Genomic DNA, 18,300 nt, shown 5'->3' with positions numbered 1-18,300 from the left:
GAGGATGACAGCCGTGAGCAGATTGAAAACCACCATTGCCCTTATGGCGAGCATTGCGTTTACCGCGCCGGTCGCCGCGCAGGGGTTGTTTGACCCGGTTGTGGTGGTCAATGACGATATTGTCACCGAATACGAAGTGGCGCAGCGCAGCGCGTTTTTGCAGATGCTCAACTCTCCCGACTCGGGCCGTGACGACGTGATCGAAACCTTGATCAACGAACGGCTCCAGCGGCAAGCCGTTGATACGGCGGGCCTGGAACTGACCGATGAGGGGCTCAATGCGGGGCTCGAAGAATTCGCAGCGCGCGCCAACATGAACGCCGAAGAATTTATGGCCGCGCTCGCCAGGGGGGGTGTCGCCGAAGAGACCTTTCGTGATTTTGTGCATGTGGGTGTGTCATGGCGCGAATTAATCAGCGCGCAGTTTGGGTCACGGGTGCAAGTCTCTGAAAGAGAAATCGACCGCGCGATGGGATCCAGCACCGGCACCACTGGCATCCGTGTGCTGGTGTCCGAGATCATCATCCCCGCCCCCCCCGAGCGCCGGGACGAGGTTGACGACATCGCCCGAGAGATCGCAGCCAGCGGTTCTATCGATGAATTCTCAAGCTATGCGCGCGAATATTCCGCCACAGCCACACGCGACGCAGGTGGCCGGTTGCCTTGGCAGGACCTCAACAACCTGCCTCCGGTGTTGCGACCCATCTTGCTGTCGCTCGCACCGGGAGAGGTCACCACCCCGCTGCCGATCCCCAATGCGGTTGCGCTGTTTCAGCTGCGCGATATCCAAGAAACCAGCACACCTTCGAAGGAATTTGCAGCCATCGACTATGCGGCCTACCTCATTCCGGGGGGACGGTCGCCCGCAGGGTTAGCCGCTGCCGCAAAGGTCGCCGCCCAAGTCGACGTATGCGATGATCTTTACGGCGTTGCCCAAAACCAACCCCCAGAGGTTCTGGAACGCACCATATTGCCGCCCTCCGAGATCCCACAGGATATCGCGATTGAACTCAGCAAGCTCGACCCCGGTGAGGTCTCCACCACGCTTACGCGCGCCGACGGTCAAACCTTGGTGTTCTTGATGATGTGTGGCCGGACGGCGGCAGTCAACGAAGAGGCCAGCCGCCAAGGCGTCGCCAATTCGCTGCGGTCTGCACGGTTGAACGCCTACGCAGACAGCCTGCTCGACGAGCTGCATGCGGACGCCCGTATCGTCACCCCATGACAGCCACCGCGCCCGTGGTCATCAGCTGCGGCGAACCTGCTGGCATCGGGCCAGAGATCGCCGTGCGCGCCTGGAACGAACTGCGCGGGGCGGTGCCCTTGGTCTGGGTGGGCGACCCGCGCCATTTGCCCAAGGGCACGACCTATGACTGCATCGACACACCTGCGCAGGCCGCAGATGTCGTGGCGCACGCCCTGCCCGTTTTGGCGCACCCTTTTGCCCAGCCGACCACCCCCGGCACCCCAAACCCCGCCAATGCGCAAGGTGTGATCGACGTCATTGCCGCCTGCGTTGGTCTGGTGCAATCCGGGGCCGCAAGGGCGCTGTGCACGGCCCCTATCCACAAACACGCACTGATCGAGGGCGCCGCGTTTGGCTACCCGGGCCACACCGAATATCTGGCCGCCTTAGCGGGGGGGGACGCACAAGCCGTGATGATGTTGGCGTCTGACCAGCTGCGGGTGGTGCCCACCACCATCCACATCGCCCTCGAAGACGTGGCAGCGGCCTTAACGCCCGACCTGCTGCGCCGCACCATCCAGATCACCCATACAGATCTACGCGACCGGTTTGGGATCGCCGAACCCCGTCTGGCAATTGCGGGGCTGAACCCTCATGCAGGCGAAGGGGGCGCCATGGGGCGCCAAGAAATCGATTGGATCGCTGATCTGGTCGCGCAGATGGCCACCGAAGGGTACAACGTGGTTGGCCCGCTCCCCGCAGATACGATGTTTCACGCAGCCGCCCGCGCGCGCTATGATGTCGCCATTGCCATGTACCACGATCAAGCCTTGATCCCGATCAAGACGCTGGATTTTGACCGCGGCGTAAACGTCACATTGGGGTTGCCCTTTGTGCGGACATCACCGGATCATGGCACCGCGTTTGACATTGCAGGTCAGGGCATCGCGAACCCCACAAGCATGATCGAAGCCATCAAATTGGCCAACCAGATGGCCAACCCGTGACGCCTTTGGCAGGCATATTGAGAGACCCCCCCCCATGAGCGTATTTGACACTCTGCCCCCGTTGCGTGACGTGATCGCCGATCATGGGTTGCGGGCACGTAAATCAATGGGCCAGAACTTTCTGCTCGACCTGAACCTGACGTCCAAAATCGCGCGACAGGCGGGGGATTTGACGGGGTGTGACGTGCTAGAGATCGGCCCCGGCCCCGGTGGCCTGACGCGCGGGTTGCTGTCTGAAGGCGCGCGCCACGTCTTGGCCATTGAGAAAGACGCACGCTGTTTGCCCGCCCTGGCGCAAGTCGCTGCGGCCTATCCCGAACGGCTGACCGTCTTGGAGGGCGACGCGCTAGAGATCGACCCTTTGGTGCATCTCACGCCCCCCATCCGGGTTGCGGCAAACCTGCCCTACAACGTCGGCACAGAGCTATTGGTGCGTTGGTTGACCCCAAAAGAATGGCCCCCGTTTTGGCAAAGCCTGACCTTGATGTTTCAGCGCGAAGTCGCAGAGCGGATCGTCGCGGCCCCCGGCAGTAAGACCTACGGCAGGTTGGCGATTTTGGCGCAATGGCGCTCTGACGCGCGGATCGTGCTGCAATTGCCCCCCGAGGCGTTTACCCCGCCGCCCAAAGTGTCCAGTTCGGTGGTGCATTTAACGGCGCTGGCCGAACCGCGGTTTCCCGCTGATGCGCAGATCCTTAGTCGCGTTGTCGCGGCGGCGTTCAACCAACGGCGTAAAATGTTGCGCGCAGCGCTCAAAGGCGTCGCACCTGACATCGAAGACCGCTTGATTGCGGCCGGGCTAAAACCCACGGACCGCGCCGAACAAGTCCCCCTAGAAGGGTTCTGTGCTTTGGCCCGCGCCGTCGCCCAGACATAAAAAAACCCCGCATCGCGCGGGGCTTTTTATGATTTATTCTGCCGCTTTGGGCGCGTCGTCGCCCCCCGGTGCATCTCCACCTTCGGTGGCCTCAGGCTTGGGCCGAGGCTTGCGGCGCGGTGCGCGCTTTGGCTTGGGTTTCGGCTTGGGCTGGCTTTCAGGGGTGTCCACCAAATTGGCCTCACCCTCTTGCGCAGGTACGTCCGGTTGCGGCTGCGATGCCTGATCTGCGGCTTGGTTGGCCGCTTGCTGCGCCGCTTCGCGTTCCTGACGCTCGGTGCGCTCGCGATCACGCTCGGCTTGGCGTTCGCGGTTCTGGCGCTCTTGCTCTTCGCGGCGGGCATCAATTTCGCGCTGCGCTTCGGACAGCATGCGGGTGTAATGTTCCGCATGTTGTTGGAAGTTTTCAGCCGCCACACGGTCATTGCTCAGTTGAGCATCGCGCGCCAACTGGTTGTATTTCTCAATGATCTGCTGCGGCGTACCGCGGACTTTGCCCTCAGGGCCAGAACTGTCAAACACACGGTTCACGACGTTGCCGCCTTGATTGCCTTGTGAACGGTGACGGTTGCCCTTGGAACGGGACCGGGATCTCGATGATTTCATGAAATTCGCTCAGCCTTCGTGCTGTGGATCGTAGGCCGAATGCCTATAAATTTTTCGCGCATCCGGAATATTAACTATGTTGGGCTTACCGCCGCGCGGGACCGCCCTTTATAGGCATCCACCGCTGCAACATCTTTGAATAAACATGCGCACGGCTTTGCCGCAAGGGGTAACAACGCATTTTAGACAGAATTAGCAGAAATTCCCTTGTTCTCAGACGATATCACCCCGGTTTCGCCGCGCTGACCACCCTATCATGGCCCCCAAGATCAGGGAGAATCGCCACCTCTCCCCAGCCCTGTGCCCGAAAGATATCGGTGACCTGCGCTCCTTGCCGGTAACCGATTTCAACCAAGACGCGACCGCGTGCATTTAGGTATCCCTGTGATTGCGCCGCAATGATCCGGTAGACCGACAGCCCGTCCTGTTCATCGGTCAGCGCAATGCGCGGTTCGTGGTCGCGCAGCTCGGGTTGGACGGTCGCCATTTCGGCCGCCGCCAAATAGGGCGGGTTCGCGACGATCAGATCATAGCGCCCCTCGACGGCCTCGAACCAATCCGATTGCATGATCTGCGCGCGGTCGGCCACAGCGTGGCGCGCGGCATTGGCGCTGGCATGCAAACAGGCCGCGTCCGAGACATCGACACCAAGACCCGTGGCGTCTTGTCGTTCGGCCAACAGCGTCACCAAAATGCAGCCCGACCCGGTGCCCAGATCCAGCACCCGGTCAAAGGGTGCAGACAACGCGGCCTCTATCAAGGTTTCAGTCTCGGGGCGCGGGTCCAGAACATCACGGCTGATGTTAAAGGGCCGCCCGTAAAATTCGCGCGCGCCGATCAATTGCGACACAGGCACGCGCACAGCCCGCAGCGCGATCAGGCTTTCATACCGTTCGGCGATTTCGGGGGCGATGTCTTCGGGCGCGATCAACGTCACCCGCGCGGCATCGACCTTGGCGGCATGCGCCAACAGCACCCGTGCATCGCGCGCAGGGTCCGGCACGCCAGCGGCCCGCAACCGCGCCATGGCCGCAACCATGGCTTGGGCCGCGGTCACTGCCCCATCTCCGCCATCATCCGGGCCTGTGCATCCGCCGTCAGCGCATCGATGATTTCATCGATATCGCCCTGCATCACCGCATCCAACCGATAGAGCGTCATGTTGATCCGGTGATCCGTCATGCGCCCTTGCGGGAAATTATAGGTCCGGATGCGTTCAGACCGGTCGCCCGACCCCACCTGCGCCGCCCGGTCCGCCGAGCGTTCAGTATCAACGCGCGACCTCTCCAGATCATAGAGCCGCGCCTTCAGGACCTGCATCGCGATCTCGCGGTTGCGGTGTTGTGATTTCTCGGAACTGGTGACAACCAGCCCGGTGGGAATATGCGTGATCCGCACCGCAGAATCGGTGGTGTTGACGTGTTGCCCGCCCGCCCCCGACGACCGCATAGTATCAATGCGCAGGTCGTTGGCTTCGATCTGGATATCAACGTCTTCGGCCTCGGGCAGCACCGCCACCGTGGCCGCAGATGTGTGAATGCGCCCGCCGCTTTCGGTGCTGGGCACCCGCTGCACCCGGTGCACGCCGCTTTCAAATTTCAACCGGGCAAAGACGTTCTGGCCTTTGATATGCGCGACCATTTCCTTGACCCCGCCCAATTCGGTCTCTTGCAGTTCGATGATATCGAAGGCCCAACCGTTGCTTTCGGAATACCGCTGATACATGCGCATGAGATCGCCAGCAAACAACGCCGCCTCATCGCCGCCGGTGCCGGGCCGAATTTCCAACATCGCCGGTTTGGCATCTGCCTTGTCACGGGGCAACAGCGCCAGTTGCAACGCGGCTTCGGCCTTGGGTAGGGCCGCTTTTATCCGGGGCAGTTCCTCTTCGGCCAGCGCCGCCATGTCGGGGTCCGCCAACATCTCTTGCGCTTCTTGCATGTCGGTCAGCAGGCGTTGATAGGCCGCGATCTGTTCGACCACAGGGCGCAGGTCCGAATATTCTTTGGCCAACGTTGCGATATCAGCAGAGACATCACCCGCCGCCATCGCGGCTTCAAGATATTCGAAACGGGCAGTGATCTGGTGTAATTGGTGTGCAGGGATCATCCCGCGTCTGTCCGATATTGAACGGCTTTGGTCAAGGCCCCGGCTGTGCTAAGGTGCCTTGATGAAACGTTTCAGCTGCCTTCTGGCCCTATCGGCCCTGCCAGCCTTGGCAGACACCACCTATCCCGGCGGCCGGCCCGTGGACTGTTATTGCACCGATACCTCCGGTAGCCGCATTGAGCTGGGCCAGACCATCTGTCTTCGGGTGGACGGGCGCATATTCACGGCGCAATGCCAGATGTCGCTGAATGTGCCGATGTGGCGCGAAATTCAGCCGCAATGTGTATCATCGTGACTGGACAGCCGCGATCACCCGCTGCAACCGGGCCCGGTTGACCCCAAGATCTGACCGACCAAACCGCAACCGCCCATAGATGCGCAGCTGATCACCATGAAGCTCTATCGTTGTCAGATCCGGGAACCCGATCACCGCAGACCGGGTCGCATAGGTGACGCGCCCGCTGTCCACCGACCCCGCCAAGACCCGCGTGCGCGGTTCCGCCCGCAGCGCGGCATCCGCCTGCGCCATAATCCCGGCATCACCGGGGATCACACGTGCCGCGCCACCCGTTAGGTAAACGTCGGCGGTATGGGGCACGGGGCGGTGCCAACGCGCCGGATCCAACGGCGCCAGCCGCACATAGGCCAGTGCCAAGAAAATGCCCGCAACAAGCACCCACGCGATATTTTTTCCCATGCTGCGTCCTTTCCAATGACACCGGCGCCAGAGCTGTTAATAAAGGTTAACCACGTCGCAGAATTTCTGCCTAAAAGATATTTTTTAGGCTATGCCCAACCGACTGTGGTGGAAGGTATATTTGTGAAAAAATTATTAATTATCAGCATTCTAACTCTTTTGTCCGCCTGTGCCAAAGGGCCTGATGCGATCGCGCCTGTGCCACTGGGCGATGCCTACACGGGGCTGTCATGCGACCAAGCCAACAAGACCCTGATCGCAGAACGCCAGACCCTCGCCGCGCTCGAAAAACAACAGCGCAATGCGCGAGTTGGCGACACGGTTGGCGTCTTTTTGCTGCTGCTCCCTGTCAGTTCGATCACCGGCAATGACGTCGAAGGCAAGCTGGCAACGTCAAAGGGCAAAGTCATAGCCCTTGAACAAAGAGCGCTGTCGTGTTGACCGTCAGCGGCTCTTAACGCCTGGCAGCACGCACATCAGCTCAAACAGGATATTCGCCGCCGTCAAGGCGGTGTTGCCTGTGGGGTCATAGGGCGGTGAAACCTCGACCAAATCGCACCCAACGATGTTCAGCCCTTTGAGCGCGCGAATAAGTTCCATCGCCTGTGGGGTCGTCAGGCCACCGATCTCGGGCGTGCCCGTGCCCGGCGCATAGGCCGGGTCCAGACCATCGATGTCAAAACTGACATACACGGGTTGTTCGGGGCCAATATCGCGCCGCACTTCACCCCCCAATGTCGACAGACTGCGGTGCCACAATTCCTGCGCGGGGAACTGCTGAAAGCCCCAACCTTGGGCTTCGGTGAAATCTTCGGCGGTGTACCCCGTGCCTCGCAGCCCAATCTGATAGGTCTTATCCGCAACGATCAGACCTTCTTCATAGGCACGCCGAAACACCGACCCATGGGTTTCGCGTTCGCCAAACATGTCTTTGTTCACATCGGCATGGGCATCCACATGCACCACAGCCACAGGGCCAAACCGTTTGTGCATCGCCCGCAAAATCGGCAACGTGATCGAATGATCGCCCCCCATCGCCATCGGCATCGCATCGTAATTCAGGATCGCCTCATAGCTTTCCTGCACGATCCGCAGGCTGTCTGTCAGCGAAAACGTATTGATCGCCAGATCGCCGATATCGGCCACTTGCAGGCTGTCAAACGGCGCGGCCCCGGTGCCCATGTGGTAGGGCCGGATCATCGAACTTTGGCCGCGGATCTCTTTGGGGCCAAACCGGGTGCCCGACCGCCACGAGGTGCCGATATCTACGGGGATGCCCACAAAAGCGACATCCAGCCCCTTGAGATCATTCACATAAGGCAGCCGCATAAAACTGCCGGGGCCGGAAAATCGGGCTAGGTCATTGCCGCTGATAGGTTGGTTCTTACTGCTCATTCTGCACTTTCTTCACGCATTCGCCAGCCCAGTAGGCTGAGAAGTTCTGTTGCAACATGCGCCCCCGCAATCGCTGTCGCTCCGGTTGTATCAAACGGAGGCGAAACCTCAACAACATCCCCACCACAAATGTTGATCCCCGCCAAATCGCGCAACATCATCGCCGCCTGCGCGCTGGTCAATCCGCCCCACACAGGCGTGCCGGTGCCCGGCGCATAGGCCGGATCGAGCGCATCTATGTCAAAGGTCAGGTAGCACGGCCTGTCGCCCAAAATGCCCTTGATCTTTTGCACCACAGCCGCTGGGCCGGTTTCGTGTACCTCGCGGGCGTCGATCACATGCACGCCCAATGTGTCCTCATTGGTGGTGCGAATGCCCACCTGCACCGAAGTCGCCGGATCCACGATGCCAGATTTCACCGCCTTGTAAAACATTGTGCCATGATCGACCCGCGCCATGTCATCATCCGGCCAAGTGTCGGTGTGCGCATCAAACTGCAACAGGCTGATGGGTCCGTATTTTTCCGCATAGGCCTTGAGGATCGGAAAGCTAATATAGTGATCGCCGCCCAACACCACGCTGGCCGCACCCGCATCAAGAATACCGCGAATATGCGCTGTCAACGCATCGGGGAACACAGGCACATTGGCATAATCAAACGCCAGATCGCCGTAATCGACGATCACCCGTTCGCTGAGCACATCAAAGGGCCAGCCATAGGGCGCATCGGGGGCCTGCAGGGCGCTGGCCTCACGGATGGCGCGGGGCCCCAGACGCGTGCCCGGCCGGTTGGTCACCGCCTGATCAAAGGGCACGCCAGTTACGGCGATATCTACCCCGGTCAGGTCCTTGGTATAGCGCCGCCGCAAAAACGACAGCGCGCCACCAAACGTGAGCTCAAAGCTCGGGCCTTTGGGATCATCGCGCGTAAACGCATGATCCATCTGGGTCTTGGCATCTTCCAGCGCCACCAGCCTAGGCCCCGGCGGTCGCCGGTTGGGCGCGTTCTACCAGCCGCGCAAAGAATGACGCGCCAATGGGGGCAATGTCATCGTTGAAATTATACTTGGGGTGGTGCACGCCTGCGCCCTCGCCCTGCCCCAACATCAAATACGCACCGGGCCGGGATTCGAGCATATATGAAAAATCCTCGGCGCCCATGACCGGGTCAATATCGGTTTTGACCCCGGCCTCGCCCGCAATTTCGCCCGCAACCTCGGCGGCGAATGTCGCCTGTGCTGCATGGTTAACTGTGGGCGGGTAGCCATAATCGATCTCGAGCGCGACTTGCAGGCCATAGCTGGTGGCATGGCCATCGACGATCTCTTGCATGCGCTTTGCGACCATTGCCTGCACGTCTTTGCTAAAGGTGCGGATGGTCCCGTTGATGTAGCATGTCTCGGGGATCACATTATCGGTGGTGCCCGTGTGGATCTGCGTGGTCGAAATCACCAGCTGGTCCAATGGGTTACGGTTGCGACTGACGATAGTCTGCAACGACTGCACCAACGCGCAGGCCGCCACAACCGGGTCGACCGCATCATGGGGGCGCGCCGCATGCCCGCCCTTGCCGGTGATCCGAATATGGAACGTATCAGCCGCCGCCATGATCGGGCCGGTGCGGGTGTTAAAGCTGCCAAAATCCTTGCCCGGTGAATTGTGGATCGCATAAACCTGCGCCACGTCGAATTGGTCCATGATGCCCGCCTTTACCATGACCTCGCCGCCGCCGCCGTCTTCTTCGGCCGGTTGGAAAATCAACGCCACACGGCCCGAAAAATTGCGCGTTTCCGCCAGATATTTCGCAGCCCCCAGCAACATCGTGGTGTGCCCATCGTGGCCGCAGGCGTGCATCTTGCCCTCGTGGATCGACGCATAAAGCAGCCCGGTTTCTTCGGTCATCGGCAGGGCATCCATATCAGCGCGCAACCCGATGGTGGGGCCGTCGCCGCGCCCGTTGATGATCGCCACAATGCCCGTGGTCGCGATACCCTCATGCAATTCGTCAACGCCAAAGCTGCGCAGCTGATCGGCCACAAACGCCGCCGTTTTATGACATTCCATGCCCAATTCAGGGATCGTATGCAGATGCTGGCGCCAGGCCGTCATCTCGGCACTCATGTCGGCAATCCGGTTTACAACGGGCATGGGGTGGACTCCTTGGGTGATTGTTTGTCAGGTGCATCTGACACAACACACAGGCACGCTGCAATGGCTGACGACCTCATCCACGACCGCAATGCGGGAATTGAACGCTTGCTGCACATTATGCAGCGGCTGCGTGACCCCAAGATCGGATGCCCGTGGGATATCGAACAAACCTTCGACACCATCGCGCCCTACACAATCGAAGAGGCCTATGAGGTCGCCGACGCTATTGAGCGGCGCGATTGGCCCGAGTTAGAGGGCGAATTGGGCGATCTGTTGCTACAAACGGTCTATCACACGGCCATGGGCGCCGAGGCGGGGCATTTCACATTTCAATCGGTGGTACAGGCGATCTGCGACAAGATGGTCGCGCGCCATCCCCATGTGTTTGGCGATGAAAGTCGCGACAAATCCAGCGCCCAGCAAACCGCCGATTGGGAACAGATCAAGGCGGCTGAACGCGCAGGCAAGGCGCAAAAAGGCACGTTGGATGGCGTCGCTGTTGGCCTGCCCGCCCTGCTGCGCGCGTTGAAATTGCAAAAACGGGCTGCGCGTGTGGGGTTTGATTGGCCATCGACGACGCAGGTGTTGGATAAAATCATCGAAGAAGCCGCCGAATTGGTCGAGGCCAAAGACACGCTCACGCAGGCTGAGGTCCACGAAGAATACGGTGATTTGATGTTTGTGATGGCCAATCTGGGCCGACATCTGGACCTAGACCCAGAGGCCGCATTGCGCGCGGCCAACGCCAAATTTACCCGCCGGTTTGAGGCCGTCGAGGCGCGATTGGCGCAGATTGGCAAAACCCCTGCCGAGAGTGATTTGGCCGAAATGGACGCATTGTGGGACGCCGTGAAACACGCCGAACGCGCGCCCTAAGACAGATCAGCGCAGCTGTGCTCAGACCGGCCAGAGCCGCTGGACAATTCCGATGCGACTGATATCACACGAACAATAAGAAACTGGAGCAGCCATGTCCCCCCGCAAAATTATTATCGACACAGACCCCGGCCAAGACGACGCCGTTGCCATCCTCTTGGCGCTGGCCAGCCCAGAAGATATCGAGGTTTTGGGCATCACATGTGTGGCAGGCAACGTGCCGCTGTCGCTGACGTCCAAGAACGCGCGCATCATCTGCGAGCTGGTGGGCAAGCCCGACGTCAAGGTCTATGCAGGGTGCGACCGCCCGCTGGGCCGCGAACTGGTCACGGCCGAACACGTGCACGGCGAAACCGGGTTGAACGGCCCCGTCTTGCCCGACCCAACCATGCCTCTGCAAGACATGCACGCCGTCGATTACCTGATCGAAACATTGCGTGCGGCGGCGCCCAAATCGGTGACGCTGTGCCCGCTTGGGCCGTTGACCAACATCGCCACCGCCTTGACCCGCGCGCCAGACATTGCCGCCGCTGTGGATGAGATCGTCTTGATGGGGGGGGGGTATTTTGAAGGGGGCAACATCACCCCCACCGCCGAATTCAACATTTATGTTGACCCACAAGCCGCTGATATTGTGTTTAAATCCGGCATTTCCATCGTGGTTATGCCGTTGGATGTCACGCATAAGGCACTGGTCACATCGCCTCGTAATGCTGCCTTTCGCGCGCTTGGCACTGCTGCGGGCACGGCCGTTGCCGAGATGACCGATTTTTTCGAACGGTTCGACAAAGAGAAATACGGCTCTGAGGGCGCGCCACTGCACGACCCATGTGTCACCGCGTATCTGATCGACCCTGCGCTGTTCAAAGGCCGCCACATCAATGTGGAAATCGAAACCACATCGGAATTGACCATGGGCATGACCGTCGCTGACTGGTGGGGCGTGACCGACCGCCCGGCCAATGCGTTGTTTATCAAAGACATTGATGCGGACGGGTTCTTTGCCCTGCTGACCGAGCGCCTGGCCCGGCTATGAGCGCCGTCCTGACCCTGGCGCAACCCGAACACGCCGATCGGCTGGATGCGCTGGTGGCGGCGTTTCATGAGGAACACGGCATTGATCTGCCCCAAGACGCACGCCGGGCCGGGGTCGCCCCGCTGCTGGAGGGCTCGCCCCATGGTGCGGCCTATCTGATAGGCCCCGCCCGTGCGCCCATCGGATATGTGGTGATCACCTTTGGTTGGTCGCTGGAATTCGGCGGGCTGGACGGGTTCATTGATGAAATATTCATCCGCCCCGGCGTGCGTGGGCGCGGCATTGCCTCTGAAACATTGCAAAGCTTGCCCCGTGCGTTGGCGGGTGCGGGCCTGAAGGCGCTGCATCTTGAGGTAAAGCGCGACGATGACGCGACCCACCGGCTCTATGCGCGGGCGGGTTTTAGCGCCCGGCCCGATTATATGCTGATGACGCGCCGGTTCTAGCCGCACCCACTGGTGCACACCGCACCGGCCCCCTATGTAGAGGGCATGACGTTTACAGCCCCCTTCGACAACAGCTATGCCGATCTGCCAGCGGGTTTCTACACCCGGCAAGATCCGACCCCGGTGCGCGCCCCAAAACGGGTGGCCTATAACAGCGCATTGGCGACGCTATTGCGCCTGCCCGACGCATCTGAGCCAGAATTGACCGCGATCTTTTCGGGGCAACGCGTGCCACTGGGCGCCGACCCGTTGGCGCAGCTTTATGCGGGGCATCAGTTTGGCAGCTACAACCCACAGTTGGGCGATGGGCGCGCGGTGTTGTTGGGTGAAACCATCGGCACCGATGGCATCCGCCGGGATATTCAGCTGAAGGGGTCGGGGCCCACGCCCTATTCCCGGCGTGGGGATGGCCGTGCGTGGCTGGGCCCTGTGTTGCGCGAATATGTGATTTCGGAGGCGATGCATGCGCTTGGCGTCCCGACCACCCGCGCCCTTGCGGCCACGTTAACGGGCGAAGACATCTACCGCGAAACCGCCTTGCCCGGCGCCGTTTTGGCCCGCGTCGCGCAAAGCCATCTGCGGGTGGGCACCTTTCAGGTGTTCGCCCACCGGGGCCAAAATGCGGAACTGTCGCAGCTGACGCAATATGCCATCGACCGCCACGACCCGGGTGCCAAAACCCCGATGGATCTACTGCGTGCAGTCTGTGCCCGGCAGGCTGATCTGGTCGCGGCGTGGATGTCGGTGGGGTTCATCCACGGGGTGATGAACACCGATAATTGCACGATATCAGGCGAAACCATTGACTACGGTCCTTGCGCTTTTATCGATGATTATCATGAAGATACGGTGTTTAGTTCTATCGACCGGACGGGGCGCTACGCCTATTCCAACCAACGGCATGTTATCGTCTGGAACATGGCGCAATTCGCCACGGCCCTTTTGCAACAACTGGATGACCCCGCAGCGGGCGTCGAAGAGGCAACCGCGATCATTGACGCCATGCCCGGCCAGATCGACGCCGCGTGGCTGGCCCGTTTTGGCGCCAAGGTTGGCCTGACATCCCCCGGCCCGGATGATGCCACGCTGATCCAAGACCTACTGACGTTGATGCAAAACGACGGGGCCGATTTTACCAATACATTTGATGCGCTTGCACGGGGTGATGCCCGCGACCAATTTGTGAACCGGGCGCGCTTTGATCGCTGGTCTATACGCTGGCAGGATCGGCTATGCGACGAACCGGCCCCGCAAAACACCATGCAGGCGGCATCGCCGCGGGTCATCCCGCGCAACCACCGCATCGAAGACATGATCGCCGCCGCCGTCGCAGGTGATTTCGCACCGTTTGACCGGCTGATGACCGCGCTGGCCGACCCCTACGGCACCGATGATCTTGATCTGATGCATCCGCCGACCAAAGCGCAACGTGTGCCAGCAACATTTTGTGGCACCTGATCAATCTACGGCGTGGTTTCGGGGCCGGCGGTTGATCAGATACAGGCCGCCCGCAACAAGCGCCAGCGCGCCCCACACCTTGGGACTGACGTGTTCGTCCAAAAGCGCCCACCCCAAGATCACCGCGAAAACAGGCGACAAAAAGCTAAATGAGGCGACCGCAGAAGCGGGATAAATAGACATCAGCCAGAACCACGCCAGAAACCCCAAGCTGGCGACGGCAACAATTTGAAATATCAGCCCCGCCACGTGGATGGGTTGTACATCGCGGATCAAATCCCCGAACCCTAAAGAGGCCAGCAACAAGATCGGCGCGGATACCAGCACCTGAAACATCAGCTGATGCGCAGGCGCCACGGTTTGCAGCGGCGTCGCCTTGACGCAGAGCGCAATGCCGGCCCAACACAAAGCCGCCGTCAACGCCAACAAGTCGCCGGTCAGGCTGGCGGTGACATCGCTGTGGTCCAAAAGCGCCAGCGCAACGCCCCCCATCGCCAGCGCCATCCCCGCCAATCGCCGCCCGGTCAAACGGTCTGACGGCAGCACAAAGTGACTGACGATCGCCAACCATACCGGCATCGAATAAAAGATGACAGAAGCACGGCTGACGGTGGTGAAATCGAGTGCGACGAACAAGCAGGTGAATTCCAGCGCAAAGAGCATCCCAGACAACAGCCCTGCCGGGATCGCGCGCTTTGGCAAAACAAAACTGATACCGCGCCACCGCATCCAGATCAGCAAGACAACCATCGCTCCGGCCGACCGCACACCGGCTGCAAAAACCGGGTTAAATCCGCCGTTTGTGACTTTGACGACCACCTGATTGAACGCCAAATGCACCGCAAAGGCGATCAAGGCAACGGCGCCGATTGTATCCATATGAGGTTTGGTGGTCATTGCGCCAAATGGGCGGCTCTGCCCCGCAATGTCAATCGCGGCGCAGATGCTTTTTTAACGTATATTCAGGGATCAAGCGGCCTGCTGGCCATCACCGCCAGATTTCCCGCCACGATTGCGCCGACGCCGGTTGCGTGCCGGTTTTGCGCCCTGCGGTTGCCCCGACGCAGGTTTTGGGCTGCCTTGCCCACGACCACCACGTCTGCGACCACGTCCTTTGGATTTGCTGTCTTCGGGAATGTCCATCGCTTCCCATGGGCGCCCCGAGGCGACCGGGATCGATATGCCCATGGTTTTCTGGATGGCTTTCAATTCGCCCATCTCGTCGGGGGCGCAAAATGCGACGGCTGCGCCATCTTTGCCAGCCCGCGCGGTCCGCCCGATCCGGTGTACATAGTTGTCAGGCACATTCGGCAGATCGTAGTTGTACACGTGTTTCACATCGGGGATATCAAGACCGCGCGCGGCGACATCCGTGGCCACCAACACCTTGATTTCGCCCGATTTAAACGCTGCAATCGCCCGGTCCCGTTGGCCCTGAGATTTGTTGCCGTGGATCGAACTGGCGGCATACCCTGCTTTGACCAGGTTTTTCATCAGCTTTTCAGAGCCATGCTTCGTGCGCCCGAATACCAAGGCGCGTTCATCACGGTGCTTGTCCAGCAGTTCGATCAGCAGCCCCGATTTCTCGGCTTTGGCGATAAAATGCACCTCTTGGGTGACCTTATCCGCGGCCTTGCCGGGAGGCGAGACTTCGATACGGATTGGGCTGCGCAGGTAGCTTTGCGCCAATTCGTTCATTTGTTTGGGCATCGTCGCCGAAAACAACATGGTTTGCCGTTCTGGCGGGATCACAGCAGCGATTTTACGCAGGTCATGGATAAACCCCATGTCGAGCATCTGGTCGGCCTCATCCAGCACCAAGAACGTCGCGTCGTTCAAGCGCACGGCACGGCGATCCATGAGGTCAAGCAAGCGGCCCGGCGTCGCCACCAGAAGGTCAACACCGCGCTCCAACCGTTTGATTTGATTGTTGATCGACTGGCCGCCCACGACCATCGCGACCTTCAATGAAGTATTTTCAGCAAAGGCGCGCAGATTGACGCTGATCTGGGTGGCCAGCTCGCGGGTCGGTGCCAGCACCAAACCACGCACCGATTTTGGCGCCGGGCGCCCGTCTAGCTCTAACATTTGCGCAACCAGCGGCACACCAAAGGCGGCGGTTTTGCCAGTTCCTGTTTGGGCCAAACCCATCACATCGCGCCCGTTCAGCGCGTGAGGGATAGCCTGTTTCTGGATCGGTGTCGGATCGTTCAGACCCATATCTTTCAACCGCGCCACCAATTTCGGTGGCAGACCCATCATGTCAAAATCGCTCATTTATCTCTTTCCGGCGCACCGGCGCGGCACGCATATATTGGCCGCGCCACATATGGGCACCGCTTGGGAGACACCAAACAGATCGCAGGGGGCGCCAATGCGCACACCTGTCTGTGGCGTTTGCACCCACGCGTGATTTTGGGAACAACAGCGGATCTTTTTATGCAAGCGGCGGACATCTATTTTGGTCCGTCAGCGCTTCCAACTGCTCACGCGGCAGAAGATATCGCTGGCGCTGCGGATGCAGCATTCAATGTGAAAAGTCAACATCAAACCGTCAAAGGCATCTGGATGGCGGCGCAAAATACCGTTAAACGAGATATTCAAACACTAAGGGTCAAGACATGGGTACGACAATCATCCAGCGCTGCGAAGCCAAGGGGCTCCGTATGACGGGGCAACGGCGCGTGATTGCCAAAGTTCTCGAAAACAGTGCCGACCATCCGGATGTCGAAGAACTATATGCCCGTGCCGCCGCCATTGATGCGGGGATTTCAATTGCAACGGTTTACCGGACGGTAAAGCTGTTTGAAGAAGCAGGCATTTTGGAAAAGCTCGAATTCGGAGATGGCCGCGCGCGCTATGAGGACGCGGAACGCGATCACCATGACCACCTGATTGATATGAATTCAGGCGAGGTGATCGAATTTGTTGACGCCGAAATTGAGGCGCTACAGGAACGCATCGCGCACAAATTGGGGTATGCCCTGCGCGGGCACCGCCTAGAGCTATATGGTGTTCCGCTGAAAAAGCACGATGCCGATCCGGCAGAGTAATCGGTTTTTGCATGAGTTGGGGGACCGTATTCACGCTCCCCCAACTCGCATCACTTAGTGGCGTTGCGGACCAGGCTGCGCGGCCGTCCAGCTGTTACCGAGCAGCATACGTTCGAACGCTGCGAAAATCGCCTGCATCGGTGCGCGTTTGTACGGAAAAATCACCTCAGGGTCCATATCGTGCACGATCAAGGCGTTGTCGGCCTCAAACACGATCAAGTTTCCGTCGGCATCTTCGGCACAATCAATCCCGAAGTAATCCAGGCCGACCTGCGCAACAAGCGCATCAAAGCTGGCTTGATGGCGCGCCCCAAATCCAGTGTCGAACTGCGCCATAAAGGTCGCTTCTTCTTGGCGTTTGTCAGCAAAGGCGTGCATGTCCGCGTTCAAATACCACACGTCCCACTGATCGGCGACGGCCATATGGCAAGGGAAGGCTTTGCCATCGACAAACACAATTCGGTATTTGCGATATTTACCGTCATGCGGTGACGCGTAGTCCTCGAAGTCAGACACATAGAACTCGGCCTCATCCCGCTCCGTCAGATAGGCGGTCAAGTCGTGCGGTCCTGCAAGCTTTTTCAGACCCAACCCGGCGTGCGACCCAACGGGGCGAATGATCAACGGATACCCACCAAGGGTCTGCAATGCAGCTTGCCCTTCACTGCTCTCCAATGTCTCACGCTCAATGCGCAACGACGCTGGGAAACGCGCCTTGTCAACATCTGCCAACAGGGCCGGCATGCTATCGCGGTCCAAGCTTACAGGTGTTTCGGGGAGGTTCAGGGTGCGTGTCCCTGATTTGCGGGTCAAATAACGCACATGCTCATAGAACTCGGCGTTATTTTCCGAATCGGCAGGGGCTGCGCAAAATGCAACATCATGCCGCGGCAGTTCAAAATCGCGCCCCGACTGCAGGCACGGATAATAAAACATCACCTCAAAATCAGATGTTTGCAGCAAGAACTCGACGGGGGTGTTCCCCCCCATGTCGATGGGTGCCGCAAACACCAACACCCGCTTGCGGGCATCTGATGCACGATGTGTTTTGAACATGCGGCAGGTCTCAAATGCCTGCGTCTGCCAGGCCAACCCTTGTTCGCGGTTCCCGGTCAGTTGGTCGATGACAGCAAGGTCCATTAAGGCGCCTGCTTGCCCGCTTTCTGCGAGGCATTGGGTCAACAACTGTGTGCGCAGTGGACTTAGATCCACCCCGTCAAATGCCAATTTCGTCAATTGGGCTAAGCCAATTCTAGCTTGAGGTTCCATTCTGGCTCCTATCCTCGTTCCTAGCTTTGTATGTCATGGCAAAGTTTCCAAAGTGTGGACATAGAACAAAAAAAGAACACAAAGCTGTCATAAATGTATCCAACACCTTACCATCCCCGCACGATTGACCTGCC

The 18,300-nt window shown here is 59.6% G+C and carries 21 protein-coding genes; 11 read left to right on the top strand and 10 right to left on the bottom strand.

Annotated elements, in window-relative coordinates:
• Nucleotides 1–4 precede the first annotated feature (4 nt).
• From ABJH13_RS05080 to rsmA, 3 genes are read left to right on the top strand one after another with little or no spacing between them, the layout of a single operon-like run.
• Nucleotides 5–1,225: a peptidylprolyl isomerase gene (locus ABJH13_RS05080; RefSeq protein ID WP_348405185.1), complete on the top strand. Its 1,221-nt coding sequence runs from the start codon at nucleotides 5–7 to the stop codon at nucleotides 1,223–1,225.
• Entirely contained in the window at nucleotides 1,222–2,193 is a 972-nt protein-coding gene (gene pdxA, locus ABJH13_RS05075) for a 4-hydroxythreonine-4-phosphate dehydrogenase PdxA (protein WP_348405132.1), read from the top strand. The genes ABJH13_RS05080 and pdxA overlap by 4 nt, the downstream gene beginning before the upstream one ends.
• A 34-nt stretch (nucleotides 2,194–2,227) precedes the next feature.
• On the top strand, nucleotides 2,228–3,070 hold the full coding sequence (gene rsmA / locus ABJH13_RS05070) for a 16S rRNA (adenine(1518)-N(6)/adenine(1519)-N(6))-dimethyltransferase RsmA (protein ID WP_348405131.1): 843 nt from the start codon (nucleotides 2,228–2,230) through the stop codon (nucleotides 3,068–3,070).
• Between the two features lie 33 nt (nucleotides 3,071–3,103).
• On the opposite strand, the gene ABJH13_RS05065 is transcribed toward rsmA, so the two are convergent.
• The 3 genes from ABJH13_RS05065 to prfA form a co-directional block, all read right to left on the bottom strand.
• Nucleotides 3,104–3,676, bottom strand: coding sequence for a DUF4167 domain-containing protein (locus tag ABJH13_RS05065; protein WP_348405130.1), 573 nt, complete (start codon nucleotides 3,674–3,676; stop codon nucleotides 3,104–3,106).
• A 223-nt stretch (nucleotides 3,677–3,899) separates the two neighbouring features.
• A complete protein-coding gene (gene prmC / locus ABJH13_RS05060) occupies nucleotides 3,900–4,715 on the bottom strand; it encodes a peptide chain release factor N(5)-glutamine methyltransferase (protein WP_348405184.1) in 816 nt (271 codons plus the stop codon).
• Between the two features lie 14 nt (nucleotides 4,716–4,729).
• Nucleotides 4,730–5,785 carry a peptide chain release factor 1 gene (gene prfA / locus ABJH13_RS05055; RefSeq protein WP_348405129.1) on the bottom strand — a complete coding sequence of 352 codons (1,056 nt, stop codon included), beginning with the start codon at nucleotides 5,783–5,785 and terminating at the stop codon, nucleotides 4,730–4,732.
• Nucleotides 5,786–5,846: 61 nt separating this feature from the next.
• Between prfA and ABJH13_RS05050 the strand changes: the two genes are divergently transcribed.
• Complete coding sequence (locus ABJH13_RS05050) at nucleotides 5,847–6,080, top strand: hypothetical protein (RefSeq protein WP_348405128.1); 234 nt, start codon at nucleotides 5,847–5,849, stop codon at nucleotides 6,078–6,080.
• Here the strand turns inward: ABJH13_RS05050 and ABJH13_RS05045 are convergent.
• A complete protein-coding gene (locus ABJH13_RS05045) occupies nucleotides 6,072–6,482 on the bottom strand; it encodes a DUF1499 domain-containing protein (RefSeq protein ID WP_348405127.1) in 411 nt (136 codons plus the stop codon). The two genes, ABJH13_RS05050 and ABJH13_RS05045, sit on opposite strands and share 9 nt — an antisense overlap.
• A 123-nt stretch (nucleotides 6,483–6,605) precedes the next feature.
• Here ABJH13_RS05045 and ABJH13_RS05040 point away from each other — a divergent pair, with 123 nt between their 5' ends.
• Complete coding sequence (locus tag ABJH13_RS05040; protein ID WP_348405126.1) at nucleotides 6,606–6,923, top strand: hypothetical protein; 318 nt, start codon at nucleotides 6,606–6,608, stop codon at nucleotides 6,921–6,923.
• Nucleotides 6,924–6,926: 3 nt separating this feature from the next.
• On the opposite strand, the gene speB (ABJH13_RS05035) is transcribed toward ABJH13_RS05040, so the two are convergent.
• From speB (ABJH13_RS05035) to ABJH13_RS05025, 3 genes are read right to left on the bottom strand one after another with little or no spacing between them, the layout of a single operon-like run.
• Nucleotides 6,927–7,877, bottom strand: coding sequence for an agmatinase (gene speB, locus ABJH13_RS05035; protein ID WP_348405125.1), 951 nt, complete (start codon nucleotides 7,875–7,877; stop codon nucleotides 6,927–6,929).
• Entirely contained in the window at nucleotides 7,874–8,848 is a 975-nt protein-coding gene (speB, locus tag ABJH13_RS05030; protein ID WP_348405124.1) for an agmatinase, read from the bottom strand. The genes speB (ABJH13_RS05035) and speB (ABJH13_RS05030) overlap by 4 nt, the downstream gene beginning before the upstream one ends.
• Nucleotides 8,849–8,852: 4 nt before the next feature.
• Nucleotides 8,853–10,025, bottom strand: coding sequence for a M20 aminoacylase family protein (locus ABJH13_RS05025; protein WP_348405123.1), 1,173 nt, complete (start codon nucleotides 10,023–10,025; stop codon nucleotides 8,853–8,855).
• A gap of 63 nt (nucleotides 10,026–10,088) precedes the next feature.
• Between ABJH13_RS05025 and mazG the strand changes: the two genes are divergently transcribed.
• The 4 genes from mazG to ABJH13_RS05005 all read left to right on the top strand — a co-directional run bounded on the left by mazG (nucleotide 10,089) and on the right by ABJH13_RS05005 (nucleotide 13,844).
• A complete protein-coding gene (gene mazG / locus ABJH13_RS05020) occupies nucleotides 10,089–10,904 on the top strand; it encodes a nucleoside triphosphate pyrophosphohydrolase (protein WP_348405122.1) in 816 nt (271 codons plus the stop codon).
• A gap of 94 nt (nucleotides 10,905–10,998) precedes the next feature.
• Nucleotides 10,999–11,940, top strand: coding sequence for a nucleoside hydrolase (locus ABJH13_RS05015; RefSeq protein WP_348405121.1), 942 nt, complete (start codon nucleotides 10,999–11,001; stop codon nucleotides 11,938–11,940).
• The gene (locus ABJH13_RS05010) at nucleotides 11,937–12,386 is read left to right on the top strand and encodes a GNAT family N-acetyltransferase (protein WP_348405120.1); all 450 of its coding nucleotides are present in this window, start codon (nucleotides 11,937–11,939) and stop codon (nucleotides 12,384–12,386) included. The genes ABJH13_RS05015 and ABJH13_RS05010 overlap by 4 nt, the downstream gene beginning before the upstream one ends.
• 45 nt (nucleotides 12,387–12,431) lie before the next feature.
• Nucleotides 12,432–13,844, top strand: a complete 1,413-nt coding sequence (locus ABJH13_RS05005) for a protein adenylyltransferase SelO (RefSeq protein WP_348405119.1) — start codon at nucleotides 12,432–12,434, stop codon at nucleotides 13,842–13,844.
• On the opposite strand, the gene ABJH13_RS05000 is transcribed toward ABJH13_RS05005, so the two are convergent.
• Together ABJH13_RS05000 and ABJH13_RS04995 are read right to left on the bottom strand one after the other, a co-directional pair.
• Nucleotides 13,845–14,741, bottom strand: coding sequence for a DMT family transporter (locus ABJH13_RS05000; RefSeq protein WP_348405118.1), 897 nt, complete (start codon nucleotides 14,739–14,741; stop codon nucleotides 13,845–13,847). It abuts the gene before it with no gap.
• A gap of 72 nt (nucleotides 14,742–14,813) precedes the next feature.
• A complete protein-coding gene (locus tag ABJH13_RS04995; RefSeq protein ID WP_348405117.1) occupies nucleotides 14,814–16,121 on the bottom strand; it encodes a DEAD/DEAH box helicase in 1,308 nt (435 codons plus the stop codon).
• Between the two features lie 63 nt (nucleotides 16,122–16,184).
• On the opposite strand from ABJH13_RS04995, the gene ABJH13_RS04990 reads away from it, so the two are divergent.
• Nucleotides 16,185–16,514 carry a hypothetical protein gene (locus ABJH13_RS04990; RefSeq protein WP_348405116.1) on the top strand — a complete coding sequence of 110 codons (330 nt, stop codon included), beginning with the start codon at nucleotides 16,185–16,187 and terminating at the stop codon, nucleotides 16,512–16,514.
• Nucleotides 16,466–16,897, top strand: a complete 432-nt coding sequence (locus ABJH13_RS04985; protein WP_348405115.1) for a Fur family transcriptional regulator — start codon at nucleotides 16,466–16,468, stop codon at nucleotides 16,895–16,897. Before ABJH13_RS04990 ends, ABJH13_RS04985 begins: the two co-directional genes overlap by 49 nt.
• A gap of 54 nt (nucleotides 16,898–16,951) precedes the next feature.
• On the opposite strand, the gene ABJH13_RS04980 is transcribed toward ABJH13_RS04985, so the two are convergent.
• Entirely contained in the window at nucleotides 16,952–18,037 is a 1,086-nt protein-coding gene (locus tag ABJH13_RS04980; RefSeq protein WP_348405114.1) for a hypothetical protein, read from the bottom strand.
• Nucleotides 18,038–18,300: the final 263 nt, after the last annotated feature.

Source organism: Roseobacter sp., assembly GCF_039970775.1.
Lineage (GTDB): Bacteria > Pseudomonadota > Alphaproteobacteria > Rhodobacterales > Rhodobacteraceae > Roseobacter.
This window is presented reverse-complemented; position numbering and strand designations above follow the sequence as displayed.